We start from the raw sequence: 15018 nt of genomic DNA, 5'->3' as shown, positions 1-15018 counted from the left end.
CACCAACCCCCATCCCAACAACAACTTCCCCACAAACCCCCCAACTTTTTCCTGGGGTAATTGTAGGGCATTGTACCGGTCGGGGCGGGGGTTACCCCCCCCCGCTACGGCACCGCCCGCTGCGCCGAGGGCCAGGGCGGTGGGTACGCCGATCTTTGCCGCCTTGCGGCCGGTTCGGAAGTCGCGGATCTCCCAGCCGCGGTTCTTGGCGACCTCGCGTAGATCCGAGTCCGGGTTGATCGCGACGGCGGTGCCGACCAGCGAGAGCATCGGCACATCGTTGTGGCTGTCGGAGTACGCGGTGCACCGCTTGAGGTTCAGGCCCTCGCGGATCGCCAGGGTGCGCACAGCATGCGCTTTGCCGAGTCCGTGCAGGATGTCGCCAACCAGGCGTCCGGTGAACTTCCCGTCGACACTCTCGGCCACGGTGCCCAGCGCTCCGGTGAGCCCGAGCCGCTTCGCGATCACCTGCGCCAGCTCCACCGGGGTCGCGGTCACCAGCCACACCTGCTGGCCCGCGTCCAGGTGCATCTGCGCGAGGGCGCGGGTGCCGGGCCAGATCTTGTCGGCGATGATCTCGTCGTAGATCTCCTCGCCCAGCGCGGCCAGTTCGGCGGTCGAGCGCCCGGCGATGAACGCCAGCGCCTTCTCCTTGCCGCTGGCCATGTCGGTGCTGCTCTCCTTGCCGGTGACCCGGAACTTCACCTGTTTCCAGGCGACATCCACCAGATCGGAGGTCTTGAAGTACTTGCGCGCCGCCAGACCGCGGGCGAAATGCACGATCGAGGCGCCCTGCACCATCGTGTTGTCGACGTCGAAGAACGCCGCCGCGGTCAGGTCGCGCGGCGCCTCGGGACCAGCGGCCTCCACCTCGCCCGCGGCGAGCTCGGCGTCGTGCAGGGTCAGCGCCGCGTCCGCGCTCGCCTCACCGGCCAGATTGGCCCGCAATTCCTCTTCACTCGGGCCGAAGGGGCTGCGCGAGATGCGGGCGAGCTGGTCCTGCAGACCCTGGCCCATCTGGCTCAGATTCCACCGCGCCGGAAACTCACCGAATCGTCCCGCGATGAATCCGGCCCTCGCCACCTTCGATCGTTCCGGCACCAGTACCTCCGCCCGTCGCGCGAACCATGTCAACAGTAGCCGGATCGGCCGACAGTCACGGCAGAAGGCGGCGCGCGACACAATCGCGTGGCGCGCACCGAGCCCGCATGGCGTTCCGGCCGCTGATTGAATTCCGGTCATGACCAATCACACACATTCGGTGACATTGCTGACTCGCGCGGGCTGTGGACTGTGTGCGACGGCACTGGAACAGCTGCGCGTGATCTGCGCCGAATTCGGTTTCGAACCGGCGACCGTCGACGTCGACGAAGCCGCCGCTACCGACCCTGGCCTGCGCGCGGAGTACGGCGACCGGCTTCCCGTCGTCCTGCTCGACGGCCGCGAACACAGCTATTTCGATGTCGACGAGACTCGATTGCGGGCCGACCTGGAGCGCTGAGCGCGCGGTTTTCCGTCCGATTCGGCCACTGTGCTGGTCGCGGCGGAAAATGAGGCCAATTTCACCGACTTTGTGCAGGGCTTCACAAGCAGTTACGGTGGTGGCAACGCGACCCGCATGCCGAGGCTGCGGAGCCGCCCCGAAATCCGAAACTTCGACACCATGGCACCGGACCGCCCCCGGGTCAGAAGGGTCGAGCGACGAACCGGAGCCCGAGGCCCGGGACGAGGAGCCGACGACGTGACAGAGCAGCATGAGGCGCCAGGCGGCGTCTCCGGCAGGGCTCTGCAGAAGGACATCCCGCAGGCCACCGTCGCGCGGCTGGCTACCTATCTTCGGGTCCTCGCCATGTTGGCCGACGACGGTGTTGCCATCGTATCGAGTGAGGAACTGGCTGTCGCGGCGGGTGTCAATTCGGCCAAATTGCGCAAGGATCTATCCTTCCTCGGCCCCAACGGCGTTCGGGGCGTCGGCTACGACGTTGCCAAGCTCCGCTCCCGGATCGAGGATGTGCTCGGTCTGTCGCAGGGCCACCGTGTCGTGCTGGTCGGCGCGGGAAACCTGGGCCGGGCGCTGGTGGGCTACGGCGGGTTCCAGCGGCGCGGTTTCACCGTGGTCGGCATTCTCGACAGCGACCCCGCGGTGATCGGCATGCCGGTCGCCGGACTGGTGGTGCGCGACGTCGCGGAGCTGGCCGCGGCGGTCGCCGAGCTGGAGCCGACCATCGCGGTGATCACCGTTCCCGACGACGCGGCCCAGGACGTGTGCGATCGGCTCGTCGCGTTCGGACTGCAGTCGATTCTGAGTTTCGCCCCCTGCGAGCTGGTCGCACCGGCCACGGTCGAGGTCCGTCGTGTCGACCTGGCCGTCGAGATGCAGATGTTGTCGTTCGAACGGGTGCGCAACGCGGAGCAGGCTCCGCTGCCGGAGGTCGCGCACGCCGGGTCGGGTCGCATCGCGCACCGCCTGCCGACTTCGCATCCGGCACTCCAGCACTCGGCAACCCCGCATACGGCAACCTCGCATACGGCAACGGAGCCAAGCAGCAAGGGATCGGTGGTCACACCATGAGTGAGCGCAGCGAGCGGATCATGCAGTACAGCACGGCGGAGGATTCCGTTCGTGCCGGGACGGTGACGGCATGAGCGTTCTCCTCGTCGGCATCTCGCACCGCAGCGCGCCGGTTCCCGTGCTGGAGAAGGTGGCCGTCACCGACACCGACCGGCCGAAGCTGATCGACCGCCTGATCTCCTCGAGTCATGTGTCCGAGGCGATGATCGTCTCCACGTGCAACCGGGTCGAGGTCTACGCGGTGGTCGACGCCTTCCACGGCGGTCTCGCCGAGATCGGCGATCTGCTGACCAAGCACTCCGGCCTGCCGATGCCGGATCTGACCAAGCACGCCTACGTCCGCTACTCCGAGGCCGCCGCCGAGCATCTGTTCGCGGTCGCCAGTGGCCTGGACTCGATGGTGGTCGGCGAGCAGCAGGTGCTCAGCCAGATTCGCGGGGCCTACGCCTCCGCCGACGCGCAGCGCGCGGTCGGGCGGACCCTGCACGAGCTGGCGCAGCACGCGCTGCGGGTCGGCAAGCGGGTGCACGCCGAAACCGGCATCGACCGCGCGGGCGCGTCGGTGGTGTCGGTCGCGCTCGATCGCGCGCAGCAGGTGCTCGGCCCCCTGGCCGGCCGGACCGCCGCGGTGGTCGGAGCGGGGGCCATGGGCGGTCTCGCGGTCGCGCATCTCTCCCGAGCCGGGATCGGCCGGATCATCGTGGTGAACCGCACCATCGCGCGGGCGCGCAGGCTCGCCGAGACCGCGCGGACGCACGGCGTCGAGGCCGAGGCCATGGAGCTGTCCCGGCTCACCGAGGCGATGTCCGCGACCGACGTGGTGGTCACCTGCACCGGCGCGGTCGGCGCGGTCGTGACGCTCGCCGACACCCACCGCGCGCTCACCGACCGCGAGCGCGGCGAGGAATTCGCCACGGTGGACCGGCCGTTGGTGTTCTGCGATCTCGGCTTGCCGCGCGATGTGGAGCACGCCGTGGCCGGACTGCCCGGCGTCACGCTCATCGACATCGAGACCTTGCAGCGCGATCCGGCCGCGGGCGCCGCCGCCGACGACACGGCGGCCGCCCGATCGATCGTCGCCGACGAGCTCGCGAAGTATCTCGCCGGACAGCGGATGGCCGAGGTCACCCCCACGGTGGCGGCGCTGCGCCAGCGTGCGGCGGAGGTGGTCGAGGCCGAACTGCTGCGTTTGGATTCGCGGCTGCCCGGCCTCGCCGACCCGGAACGCGACGAGGTCGCGCGCACGGTGCGCCGGGTGGTCGACAAACTGCTGCACGCGCCGACGGTGCGGGTCAAGCAGCTCGCCTCCACGCCGGGCGGCGACAGCTACGCCGAGGCGCTACGCGAATTGTTCGAACTGAAGCCGGGCGCGGCCCAGGCGGTCGCCGCGCCGATGGAGATCACCGCGCTCGCGGACGACCGCGCCGAGATCACATTGGCCGACGGGGAGATCGCGCTGGCCGACGACTTCACCGCGGGCCATCGCGGCGAGGAACAGGGGCAGACGGCATGACCATGGTTCACCGAGAAGGCAACGCCACCGCGGAAGGCACTCGTGCCCCGTGGCGGATCGGCACCCGCGGGAGCCTGCTCGCGCTGACCCAGGCGGGCACGGTGCGCGACGCGCTGATCGCGGCCGGGCAGCCCGCCGAGTTGGTCGTCATCAAGACCGCCGGTGACCTGTCGTCGGACCCGGTGCAGAAGATCGGCGTCGGCGTGTTCACCTCCGCGCTACGCGACGAGCTGGCGGCGGGCGCGATCGACATCGCCGTGCACTCCTACAAGGACTTGCCGACCGCGCAGGACCCGCGCTTCACCATCGCCGCCATCCCGCCCAGGGAGGACCCGCGTGACGCGCTGGTCGCGCGCGACGGACTGGTCCTCGGCGAGTTGCCCGCGGGCGCCAAGGTCGGCACCTCCGCGCCGCGTCGCGCCGCCCAGTTGCGGGCGCTCGGGCTCGGTCTGGACATCGTCCCGCTGCGCGGCAACCTGGACACCCGGCTGCGCAAGGTCCGCGAGGGCGAGTTGGACGCCGTGGTGGTGGCCAGAGCCGGACTGGCTCGCATCGATCGGCTGGACGCGGTCACCGAGTCGCTGGAGCCGGTGCAGATGCTCTCCGCTCCCGCGCAGGGCGCGCTCGCGGTCGAATGCCGCAGCGACCACACCGCGCTGGTGGAGATCCTTTCCGGCCTCGATGACGCGGCCACCCGCGCGTCGGTCGTCGCCGAGCGGTCGCTGCTGGCCGAACTCGAGGCGGGCTGCACCGCACCGATCGGTGCGCTCGCCGAGGTGGTCGAATCGCTCGACGACGAAGGGCGGATCGTGGACGAGCTGTCGCTGCGCGCGTGCGCGGCGGCCGTCGACGGATCCGACGTGCTGCGCGCATCGGTGGTCGGCGCCCCGGACGACGCCGCCGAGCTCGGCCGCGCGCTTGCCCGCGAGTTGCTCGACATGGGTGCGCGCGAGTTGCTCGCCACCGAACCGGACGACGGTTCCCCCACCCGGGCGGTGAGTTCGCCCGCCACAGACTTGCCCAACCCCAGCCCAATGGAGAACAGCCGATGAGCGGAAGCATAGGCACCGTGCCTTCGGGTATGCCGGAGCCGAGCGCAAGCGAGGTGCAGGCATGAGCCGAGCCACGAAGAAGCACCCCGGTCGCATCCTTTTCGTCGGATCGGGTCCGGGTGACCCGGCGCTGCTCACAGTGCGGGCCCGTGAGGTCATCGGGCGGGCGACGCTGGCGTTCACCGACCCGGATGTCGACAAGGGTGTGCTCGCCCTGATCGGCACCTCGGTCGAGCCGGGGCCCGACGGCGAACGTCCCGTCGACGTGCGGCCCGCGCTCGGCGAGCCGGCCGAGGTGGCCAAGACGCTCATCGCCGAAGCGCGTGCCGGGCACGACGTGGTGCGCGTGGTCGCGGGCGACCCGCTGACCACCGATTCGGTGATCGCCGAGGTCAACGCCGTCACCCGCTCGCACATGGTCTTCGAGGTGCTGCCCGGCCTGCCCAACGGCTCCGCGGTGCCCAGCTACGCAGGCATCGCGCTCGGTTCCGGGCACACCGAGGCGGACGTGCGCGGCGAGGTCGACTGGGCCGCGCTCGCGGCCGCGCCCGGCCCGCTGGTCCTGCACTCGACCTCGGGTCATCTCGCGGAGACCGCGAGCGCCCTGGTCGAGCACGGCATGGCGCCGCAGACCCCGGTCGCGGTGACGGTACGGGGCACCACCCGCCAGCAGCGCACCATCGAGGCCACTCTGGCCACGCTGAACAGCGCCGCATCCGAACTGGTCGGCCCGCTGGTGGTGACCATCGGCAAGGTGGTCGCGCAACGCTCGAAGATGTCCTGGTGGGAGTCGCGCGCGCTGTACGGCTGGACCGTGCTGGTGCCGCGCACCAAGGACCAGGCGGCGGAGATGAGCGAACGGCTCGTCACGCACGGCGCCATCCCGATGGAGGTGCCGACCATCGCGGTCGAGCCGCCGCGCAGCCCCGCCCAGATGGAGCGCGCGGTCAAGGGTTTGGTCGACGGTCGCTACCAGTGGGTGGTGTTCACCTCCACCAACGCGGTCCGCGCGGTGTGGGAGAAGTTCGCCGAGTTCGGTCTGGACGCGCGGGCGTTCTCCGGTGTGAAGATCGCCTGCGTGGGGGAGGCCACCGCCGACAAGGTGCGGTCGTTCGGCATCAACCCCGAGCTGGTGCCCAGCGGCGAGCAGTCCTCCGAGGGCCTGCTGGCCGACTTCCCGCCTTACGACGACGTGTTCGACCCGGTGAACCGGGTGCTGCTGCCGCGCGCCGACATCGCCACCGAGACGCTGGCCGAGGGCCTGCGCGATCGCGGCTGGGAGATCGACGACGTCACGGCCTACCGCACGGTGCGCGCTTCGCCGCCGCCCGCGGAGACCCGCGAGATGATCAAGACCGGCGGTTTCGACGCGGTCCTGTTCACCTCGTCCTCCACGGTGCGCAACCTGGTCGGCATCGCGGGCAAGCCGCACGCCCGCACCATCGTGGCCTGCATCGGCCCCAAGACCGCCGAAACCGCCATCGAATTCGGCCTGCGCGTTGACGTGCAGCCCGACGTGGCCCAGGTCGGTCCTCTGGTCGAAGCGCTGGCCGAGCACGCGGCCCGGCTGCGCGCCGAAGGACTCCTGCCGCCGCCGCGCAAGAAGAGCCGCCGCAGTAGGTAATCGGCCGCGCCTTCGCGCCGCGAACGGAACAGGCTCGATCTCGTTTCGCTCGAGACCGGTGGTTTGCGGTGCGCCGGGCGCGTCACGGGCGTCCGCTGTTGTGCCCGGGGTGGGCTGTTCCGAATCAGGGCAGTTCCCCGCGGCCACCGGGTTGACGTGCCGGGCCTCGGCCAGCCGATGGTTGGCCTCGCTCGCTCGATACCTTTGGTGAGCTGAAGCGGCTGGATGAGCGGCTTCTCGCAGTGGGAGCAAGCCGTTCGGGATCGGTGCGCGGCACGGCGTCAGGAGCGAGCGTTGCGGTCCAGCCGGCCTGAATGCGAAGCAGGCGCGTAGCGCTTGATGCTTTGCGGTCGCCGCGTAGTTCCGCCGATGAGATGTCAGTGGTGCGCGATCCAGGTCGCGAATGGGCGGTGCAGTGCACGGTCTGGCTGTCGGGCGGCAGGAGCGAGTTGGGCGATGCCGCGTCGGCGAATCACGACCTGCGGTGCAATGTGGGCTGTGCAGCGCACTGGCCGTGGGCCCCGGGTCCGCACTCGGTCTTGTGTATTGCACGTCCTTCCACTCGTTCGCGGTCGCGAATGCGCGTGGATGCGGCTCGCGACCACGAACGAGGGATCGGATCTCAGTACCGCCTGCGCATCAAGGTGCGGACCATGGAGCAGGTGGCGTCGGAGGGTGGGCGGATGCCGATTACCTCGGCGGTGTGCCTGATTCGCTTGTTCGTGGCGTAACTCGGTGCGTAGACGCCGGAGTCGAGCAGTGCGATCGCCAGGCGCATCGCCTTGAGCCGCCGGTTGTGCAGGACGTACCACGCCTTGGGGCGGCCCGGAGGCAGCGGGCGCTTCTGCAAAGGGGTGTAGGGGCGATCGATGAGAACGGTTTGTGGTGTGCGCATTGGCATCCCTCCCGTGGCGATCGGGGGCGGGCGAGCCCCCTCGAACGTACCTTCGATTGTACCCGGGGGGACCGACAAACTTGGCTGGCCAGAAGGGTTTTCGAGCGTCCAGCGGCTCACAGATCGTGCAACAGTCGCATCGACTGCGGATGGCCGAGCGCGGCCGCGCGTTCCAGCCACTGCCTGGCTTCCCGCTGCGCCGGAGTGCGGCCGGTCGCGATGGCGGCGGCGGTCCGCAGCACCTCGGGGTCGGCGAAATCGCCTGCGAGGTAGGGGGTGTTGGCGGCGCGCAGCAACAGCGCGAGGTGGAACATCGAGTCCGGGTCGCCCGCCTCGGCGCCCTTGCGCAACCACCGCTCACCCTCGATCGGCTCGCCGCGGTCCAGATGCAAGGCGCCGAGCACCGCCATCGCATCGGTCCTACCCCGCCGCGCGGCCTCGGTGAGCAGGTCGATCGCACGGTCGAATTCGCCGCGGCGCGCCAAGCGCAAGCCGAGACTGCGCATGGCCGTGGGATTTCCGGCGCGGACGGCTCGTTCGTACCACTGCTCGGCCTCTTCGTCGCGTCCACGCCGGTTGGCGATGACGCCCATATTGCAGAGGGCTTCCGGCAACCCGCGCTCGGCGGCCGGCCGCAACCAGCGCTCCGCCTCATCGATATTCCCGCGCTCGGTGTGCAGCAGGCCCAGCTGCATCCCCGCCGCCTCGTTGCCGCGGCCGGCGGCGGTCTCCAGCCAGTGGATCCCCTCGCCGATCCGCCCGTCGGCTCCAAGCAGCGCGCCGAGCATGCCCATCGCCGGCGCGCTGCCACCCGCGGCGGCCCGGCGCAGCCAGCGTTCGGCGCCCGCCGCGTCGCCCGCGTGCCACAGCGCTTCGGCGCGCCGTTGCATGGCGACCAACTCGACCTCGCTCGGCGGCTCGGTCATCTCAACAGCCCGTCTCGCGGAACACCACGCCGTCCATCATCGCGCCTGTTCCATCGGGACGCGGTACCCGTTCGCGTGCGCGTATGCGGTCAGCTGCGCGTCGTAGTTGCGGAGGCTGTCCAGCAGCCAGGTGTGTCCGGTGTCCTTGACGACCACGATCGGCCCGCGGCTGCCCGGCGGAAGCGTGGGTACCGAGCCGTCGAGGTACCAGGATGTGGTCGACCACGGGAAGATGAAGGCCCAGCCGATGTCGGCGACCCGCTGCGGCGGCCCGAGCTGTAAGGGATCGGCCGGGGTGGCATGCCGTGCGCTGTGCTGGGCGAGCAGATGCCGTGCGCTGTTGCGGGCCACGCGCACGTCCAGCGGCCCCGAAGTGGTGTCCGGAAACCGGAGACTGGTCTCCGCCCCTGCGCACAGTCGTAGGCCCGCCGCCTCCGTCACCTGGCACGGCCTGCTCTGCAGGCGGAGGAAGACGCAGCGGGCGGTGTCGGAGAAGCGCAACTGGACGATGGCGTCCTCGGTGCCGCCGGCCAGGTGCGTCCCCCGGCTGCGTATCCACTCGGGCTCGTCGGGCCGGATGCCGAGCATCCGGAAGGCGACGTGCGCGCCCGGCATCACCTCGGGCGCGGCCGATTGTCGTGCGACGAACTCCACGGCGAAGTTCTGCCCGGTGGCGTCGGTGGCACGCCAGACCCGCAGCATGAACGCGGGCGGAGGCAGACCGTCGGTGAGCACGGGCCACCAGTCGGCCAGCAACACCGCCGCCCACGATTCGAAGTCGGCGGCTCTGGCCAGCGAGATGTCGATGTGCGGATCGGTCATGCTTGTCCCCCAGCGGGTCTCGCCTAGTCGGAGTATGCGCCTTCGCCAGGGGGGTAATGTGTGATTTCGCACACTGTTATCACTCGGATGGCGTGGGTGATCGCCGGGTAACGCGCGGCAGCTGTCCCAGAGGGTCGGGCTCGGCGTCGCGGAGCGGGCCACGGGCGCTCGCGACAGCGGATCGCGCCGGGCGTATCGTGCGATTCATGACCGGAATGGACCGCCCACGGCGGTTGCGCCGTACTCCCGCTCTGCGCCGTCTCGTGGCCGAAACCACACTCGAACCACGGCAATTGGTGCTGCCGATGTTCGTGGCCGACGGCTTGGCGGAGCCGCGTCCGATCGGCTCCATGCCGGGCGTGGTGCAGCACTCGCTCGACTCGCTGCGCAAGGCGGCGGTCGAGGCGGTCGCGGCGGGTGTCGGCGGCATCATGCTGTTCGGCGTGCCGCGTCCGGAGGACAAGGACGCGGTCGGCAGCGCGGCCAGCGATCCGCGCGGCATCCTCAACCGCGGCCTGCGCGCCCTCGCCGACGAGGTGGGCGACTCGACGGTGGTCATGGCCGACACCTGCCTGGACGAGTTCACCGATCACGGGCACTGCGGTGTGCTCGCGGCCGACGGCGCGGTCGACAACGACGCGACGCTGGACCGCTACGTCGAGATGGCGCTCGCCCAGGCCGAGGCGGGCGCCGACCTGCTCGGCACCAGCGGCATGATGGACGGCCAGGTCGGCGCGATCCGGCGCGGTCTGGACGCGGCCGGGCGCATCGATACCGGCATCCTGGCCTACTCCGCCAAATACGCTTCGGCGTTCTACGGACCGTTCCGGGAAGCCGTCGCTTCCTCGTTGGAAGGCGACCGGCGCACCTACCAGCAGAACCCGGCGAATCGGCGCGAGGCGATCCGCGAACTGGAGCTGGACCTGGCCGAGGGCGCGGACATCGTCATGGTCAAGCCGGCCATGTCGTATCTGGACATTCTGCGCGAGGTCGCCGATCACTCGACGGTCCCGGTCGCCGCCTACCAGATCTCCGGCGAGTATGCGATGATCACCGCCGCCGCCGAGCGCGGCTGGATCGACCGCCGCGGCGCCGTCCTCGAGTCGCTGCTGAGCATTCGCCGGGCCGGCGCGGACTTCGTGCTCACCTACTGGGCGACCGAGGCCGCGAACTGGCTGTCGTGACGAATATGGCGGGACCGTTCGCCGCGGGCTCGGCCCGGCCCCCGATGCCGGAGGACGTCGGTACCGCGCGGCAGCTGTGGTGGGGTGTCGTCGGATTCGGCGTGGTGCAGTTGATCGCCTCGATCGTCGCTGCCCTGGATCAGCGGCGCACGTTCGCCGAACAGGTCTTCGAGCAGGCCAGGATGCAGGATCCGAAGGTCACGATGGCCAGCGCCGAGCTGATGGTGTCGCTGGTCTACGTGGTCGTGGTGCTGATCGGGCTCGGTCTGTCCGCGCTCGCGCTGGTGATCGTGCACCAGTTCGGGCGTGGCAAACCGTGGGCGCGCACCGTGCTGACGGTCCTCGGCGCCTGGTCCGTGGTGATCGGCGTCGGCGCGTTGCTGGCCATCGACGCGGTGACCGGGACGGCCTCGCTCGTCGCGGGCGGTGCTTCCATCGTGCAGGGCGTGCTCGCGGTCGGCGCCATCTATCTGTCCCACCGGCCCGAAGCCACCGCTTACTTCCAGCCGGGCAGGCGTTGAGGCTCTGAATGGAACAGGTTTCCAATTTGTCCGAGACAGTCCGGCATGTATGGTGAGGGTTGTCACAGTGGACGTGGAAACCGGTAGTCGTCTGCCGTTCGTTGTCGCTTATTACGCGCGGGAACTCGGCAAATGGCTCCGGAGGATCGGAGGCATCGATGCGAGTGGTGATCCAGCAGCCGCACAGCATTCGGCGGGATCTGGCCGTCTTGAGTCTGCTGATTCTGTTCGCCGTGCTGACCGTCGCCGTGCTGTTGCTGCCCGGCTTGAGTCGCTGATTCCGCTCTCCGCCTTGGTCCACGCTGCCGCGGGGGCTCCGGCGTGACCGCCGAAGCCGTCTTGTTCACCGAGCCGGGCGCCCGCTGGCGCGCCGTAGCCTACGGGCCGATCCTGTGCCTGGCCGTTCTCGTCCTGGAACTCGTCACCGGTGGTGACGTGCACTGGTTCGCCCTGCTGTTCTGTGCCGCGCTGATCGCCGGTTTCGTCGCACTGCAAGTGGTCGCGGGCAAACGGCACGTCGGCGTCGAACTCACCGTGGAGACGCTGCGTTCGGGCACCGAGTCGCTCCCGCTGAGCTCGATCGCGGAGGTCATGCCGGAACGGGACGAGAACTCCTGGGACGACGAAGAGTGGGAGTCGGCCAGGGCGCTCGGTGAGCTGACCGGCGTGCCGCGCCGCCGCACCGGCATCGGGCTGCGGCTGGCCGACGGCAGCCTGGTGCAGGCCTGGGCCAGAGACCACAAGGCGCTGCGCGCGGCGTTGACCGAGGCCGTCCAACGCAGTTCGGACGGAGTGGACCGATGAGGCGCTGGCTGGTCGCGGTGCTGGTGGAAGTGGATCTGTTCGTGCTCGCGCTGATCGGGGCGGCGTTGAGCGCACGCGCGGGCATGCGCACCACCGATTTCCCGCCGTCCGGCGACGCCCCGGGTTTCACCGCGATCCGCTATGCCGCGCCTTGGTGGCTATTGGCCACGCTGCTCGTCGCGGTGGCCGGTGTGCTCGCCATCGACGCCGCGGCCCGGCTCGCGCGTGGACTGCGTGGCGCCGGAGCCGTGCGCTGATCGACGCGAATTCGTCTGCGGTCGTTTCATGCCGCGCGCGGCGGGAACGCCGATCACATGAAACCAACTGTCCAGCGAACACTTTTCGGTGCGGTGGCGGCCGGTGTGATCGGCGCGGCCGCAGCCGTACCAGCCACCGCGTCCGCCGAAACCGTTCCGCGAGAGCCTGTTCCGGTGACACCCGCCTTTGCGGCCACGCCGCCGGCACCGCTGCTGCACGCGCTGCCGACGCCGTTGGCGTGCCTGGTGACGACCGGCTTCGCCGCGTTCTGTCTGGGCATCACGTAGCCATGGATTGCCTGCTAACCGCTGCGGACCGCGCGCAGGCGGGTTACCGTGCTACCGCCCCCGGTTCGGCGCCCGACGCCCGCCGACCGTGCGCTTTGGTTGGAATGGCCCTGGGGCCGTTAGTATTTCGGCCGTATTTGGTACGTGCGTCGATGAAGGAAAGTGTTCGATGAACCGGTTCGCCGTGAAGATTTGTGCCGCGTTTGCCGTGGCCGCCGCCCTCGGACTCGGGGCCGCGCCCGCAGGCGCGACCCCGGGACTGCCACTGGAGGACGCGAACCCGGTCGATGCGCCGATCCTGGTGCCGGATTCCGGATCCGCGGGCCCTTACAACGGGTTCATGTGCTTCCTGCACACGATGTCGGCGCAGGTCCCCTGCATGTACGCCTGACGGCGGCGGCCCGGCGCCCGTTCAGTTCCAGTGCTGGTAGATGTCCAGCACACGGCCGTCGCGGGTGCCGGGGGCGTTCAGGTAGACGGTGACCGTGCCGTCCGGATGGCCCGCCGCCTCCAGCACCACCTGGCGCAGTGTGGCGTGCACCGCACCGCGGTCGTCGCGGTAGATCGCGGAGTCGTTCTTCAGTCCGGCGCCGATCCGGCTGGGCGGGACGAACATGGTGACCACGGCGGGAATCGGCCCGCCCGCCAGCGCTGCGGTCGCCGTGTGGTCCAAGGGGATGGCCAGCCGCACGTCGTCGATTTGATCGAGCGGCTGCGCGGCGGCGGATCCGGCGCCGAGTGCCATTGCGGCCCCCGCGACGACGGCGAGCACACCCACGCTGACGATGGCAATCCGCATGCAGACCCTCCCGAACGATGGACGAATGTGAGCTGAGACTACGCACCGGCAACCGCTCAGCGATCGAAATCCGCGCGAACCCCACCTCGGCGTGTTGCCGGGCGGCTGCGGCCTGCATCACTGCACTACACCCTGTCGTCAAGCCGATTTTCCGGTGCTGAGAGACTGGAACTCGTGAGTTCTTCTCCGCGCGTGACCAGTGCCGCTGTGCCGGTTTCCGCTCAGCTCTTCGACCGGGCGAGTTCGGTGATTCCGGGTGGCGTCAACTCCCCGGTGCGGGCATTTCGATCCGTCGGCGGCACACCGCGATTCATCGCCTCGGCCGACGGCTGGAGGCTCGTCGACGCGGACGGCAACGAGTACGTCGACCTGGTCTGCTCCTGGGGGCCGATGATCCTCGGCCACGCGCATCCGGCGGTAGTCGAGGCGGTGCGCGGCGCGGCGAGCGGCGGCCTGTCCTTCGGCGCGCCGACCGAGGCCGAGATCGAACTCGCCGAGGAGATCGTGCGGCGGGTCACGCCGGTGGAGCGGGTGCGGCTGGTGAACTCGGGCACCGAGGCGACGATGAGCGCGGTCCGGCTGGCCCGCGGCTACACCGGACGCACCAAGATCATCAAGTTCGCCGGTTGTTATCACGGCCACGTCGACGCGCTGCTCGCCGACGCGGGCTCCGGCGTCGCCACGCTCGGGCTGCCCACCTCGCCCGGCGTGACGGGCGCGCAGGCCGCCGACACCATTGTGCTGCCCTACAACGACATCGACGCCGTCGCCGCCGCGTTCGCCGCGAACCCGGGTCAGATCGCCTGCGTGATCACCGAGGCGGCGGCGGGCAACATGGGCGCGGTGGCGCCGCTGCCCGGATTCAACGCGGGACTGCGCGCGCTCACCGCCGAGCACGGGGCGCTGCTCGTCATGGACGAGGTGATGACCGGATTCCGGGTCAGCGCCGCGGGTTGGTTCGGCCGGGAAGGCATCGCAGGCGACCTCTACACCTTCGGCAAGGTGATGAGCGGCGGTCTGCCCGCGGCCGCGTTCGGCGGTCGCGCCGAGATCATGAACCACCTCGCGCCGCTCGGGCCGGTCTACCAGGCCGGGACGCTGTCCGGTAACCCGGTCGCGGTGGCCGCGGGCCTCGCCACACTGCGCGCGGCCGACGAGGCGGTGTACGCCGCGCTGGACCGCAACGCGCAGCGGCTCGGCGAACTGTTCACCTCGGCGCTGACCGCCGCGGGGGTCGGGCACCAGGTCCAGTTTGCAGGCAATATGGTGAGCGTGTTCTTCGCCGAACGCCCGGTCACCGACTACGCCGCCGCCAAGGCGAGCGAGACCTGGCGCTATCCAGCGTTCTTCCACGCCCTGCTCGACGGTGGCGTGTACGCGCCGCCGAGCGCGTTCGAAGCGTGGTTCGTCTCCGCGGCGCTCGACGAGGACGCGTTCGACCGTATCGCTGCCGCCCTGCCCGCCGCCGCGCACGCGGCGGCGGCCGCCACCCCCGAAGGATCCCGCGCGTGACCTCCGACCTCGATCAGCCCGATGCCGACCGGCGCGAGCCGGCCAAGCCGTCCACCGCGCCGGAGGTGACCGCGACGCATGGCGCGACCGCCGTTGCGGTCGATCCGGCCGCGGACGCGACCGTGATCGACGCTGGTGAGCAGTTCGCCGCCGCGAGCGCCGGGACGCAGACCGCCGAGCCAGGATCCGAGGAATCCAGCCTGGTCGAGGCGGGCGCCCAGTTCGCGGCGGCTGCCGCGTCGTCGGACG

16 protein-coding genes are annotated in these 15018 nt (G+C 70.2%); 11 read left to right on the top strand and 5 right to left on the bottom strand.

Going from position 1 to position 15018, the window contains the following annotated elements:
- A partial coding sequence (locus tag ACFV2O_RS25980) for an HAD family hydrolase (RefSeq protein WP_379254092.1) occupies window positions 1-1017 on the bottom strand: 1017 nt, incomplete at its 3' end.
- A 223-nt stretch (window positions 1018-1240) separates the two neighbouring features.
- Here ACFV2O_RS25980 and ACFV2O_RS25975 point away from each other — a divergent pair.
- From ACFV2O_RS25975 to ACFV2O_RS25955, 5 genes are all read left to right on the top strand, one after another.
- Window positions 1241-1501, top strand: coding sequence for a glutaredoxin family protein (locus ACFV2O_RS25975; RefSeq protein ID WP_355071929.1), 261 nt, complete (start codon window positions 1241-1243; stop codon window positions 1499-1501).
- Window positions 1502-1741: 240 nt separating this feature from the next.
- A complete protein-coding gene (locus ACFV2O_RS25970; RefSeq protein WP_379254009.1) occupies window positions 1742-2572 on the top strand; it encodes a redox-sensing transcriptional repressor Rex in 831 nt (276 codons plus the stop codon).
- Window positions 2573-2642: 70 nt separating this feature from the next.
- Window positions 2643-4085, top strand: a complete 1443-nt coding sequence (locus ACFV2O_RS25965) for a glutamyl-tRNA reductase (RefSeq protein WP_355071933.1) — start codon at window positions 2643-2645, stop codon at window positions 4083-4085.
- On the top strand, window positions 4082-5137 hold the full coding sequence (gene hemC / locus ACFV2O_RS25960) for a hydroxymethylbilane synthase (protein WP_355071935.1): 1056 nt from the start codon (window positions 4082-4084) through the stop codon (window positions 5135-5137). Before ACFV2O_RS25965 ends, hemC begins: the two co-directional genes overlap by 4 nt.
- A 61-nt stretch (window positions 5138-5198) precedes the next feature.
- The gene (locus tag ACFV2O_RS25955) at window positions 5199-6761 is read left to right on the top strand and encodes a bifunctional uroporphyrinogen-III C-methyltransferase/uroporphyrinogen-III synthase (protein ID WP_355071937.1); all 1563 of its coding nucleotides are present in this window, start codon (window positions 5199-5201) and stop codon (window positions 6759-6761) included.
- A gap of 622 nt (window positions 6762-7383) precedes the next feature.
- Here the strand turns inward: ACFV2O_RS25955 and ACFV2O_RS25950 are convergent.
- The 3 genes from ACFV2O_RS25950 to ACFV2O_RS25940 form a co-directional block, all read right to left on the bottom strand.
- Window positions 7384-7656 carry a hypothetical protein gene (locus tag ACFV2O_RS25950; RefSeq protein WP_355071939.1) on the bottom strand — a complete coding sequence of 91 codons (273 nt, stop codon included), beginning with the start codon at window positions 7654-7656 and terminating at the stop codon, window positions 7384-7386.
- A gap of 116 nt (window positions 7657-7772) precedes the next feature.
- On the bottom strand, window positions 7773-8582 hold the full coding sequence (locus tag ACFV2O_RS25945) for a tetratricopeptide repeat protein (protein ID WP_364424311.1): 810 nt from the start codon (window positions 8580-8582) through the stop codon (window positions 7773-7775).
- Between the two features lie 36 nt (window positions 8583-8618).
- Entirely contained in the window at window positions 8619-9404 is a 786-nt protein-coding gene (locus tag ACFV2O_RS25940) for a hypothetical protein (protein ID WP_379254008.1), read from the bottom strand.
- A gap of 206 nt (window positions 9405-9610) precedes the next feature.
- Here ACFV2O_RS25940 and hemB point away from each other — a divergent pair, with 206 nt between their 5' ends.
- The 5 genes from hemB (at window position 9611) to ACFV2O_RS25915 (ending at window position 12849) form a co-directional block, all read left to right on the top strand.
- Window positions 9611-10588: a porphobilinogen synthase gene (gene hemB / locus ACFV2O_RS25935; protein WP_364424309.1), complete on the top strand. Its 978-nt coding sequence runs from the start codon at window positions 9611-9613 to the stop codon at window positions 10586-10588.
- A 5-nt stretch (window positions 10589-10593) separates the two neighbouring features.
- A complete protein-coding gene (locus ACFV2O_RS25930) occupies window positions 10594-11109 on the top strand; it encodes a hypothetical protein (RefSeq protein WP_379254007.1) in 516 nt (171 codons plus the stop codon).
- A 321-nt stretch (window positions 11110-11430) separates the two neighbouring features.
- A complete protein-coding gene (locus ACFV2O_RS25925; RefSeq protein ID WP_379254006.1) occupies window positions 11431-11913 on the top strand; it encodes a hypothetical protein in 483 nt (160 codons plus the stop codon).
- Window positions 11910-12170, top strand: a complete 261-nt coding sequence (locus ACFV2O_RS25920; protein WP_355071951.1) for a hypothetical protein — start codon at window positions 11910-11912, stop codon at window positions 12168-12170. The genes ACFV2O_RS25925 and ACFV2O_RS25920 overlap by 4 nt, the downstream gene beginning before the upstream one ends.
- 457 nt (window positions 12171-12627) lie before the next feature.
- Window positions 12628-12849: a hypothetical protein gene (locus ACFV2O_RS25915; RefSeq protein ID WP_355071954.1), complete on the top strand. Its 222-nt coding sequence runs from the start codon at window positions 12628-12630 to the stop codon at window positions 12847-12849.
- A 21-nt stretch (window positions 12850-12870) separates the two neighbouring features.
- Here ACFV2O_RS25915 and ACFV2O_RS25910 read toward each other — a convergent pair whose 3' ends face one another.
- Complete coding sequence (locus ACFV2O_RS25910) at window positions 12871-13257, bottom strand: hypothetical protein (RefSeq protein WP_355071956.1); 387 nt, start codon at window positions 13255-13257, stop codon at window positions 12871-12873.
- A gap of 174 nt (window positions 13258-13431) precedes the next feature.
- On the opposite strand from ACFV2O_RS25910, the gene hemL reads away from it, so the two are divergent.
- Window positions 13432-14769: a glutamate-1-semialdehyde 2,1-aminomutase gene (hemL, locus tag ACFV2O_RS25905; RefSeq protein ID WP_379254005.1), complete on the top strand. Its 1338-nt coding sequence runs from the start codon at window positions 13432-13434 to the stop codon at window positions 14767-14769.
- Window positions 14770-15018: the final 249 nt, after the last annotated feature.

Origin of the sequence: Nocardia sp. NPDC059691 (assembly GCF_042733915.1) — a bacterium.
In the GTDB taxonomy this organism is placed as follows: Bacteria; Actinomycetota; Actinomycetes; order Mycobacteriales; family Mycobacteriaceae; genus Nocardia; species Nocardia sichangensis.
This window is presented reverse-complemented; position numbering and strand designations above follow the sequence as displayed.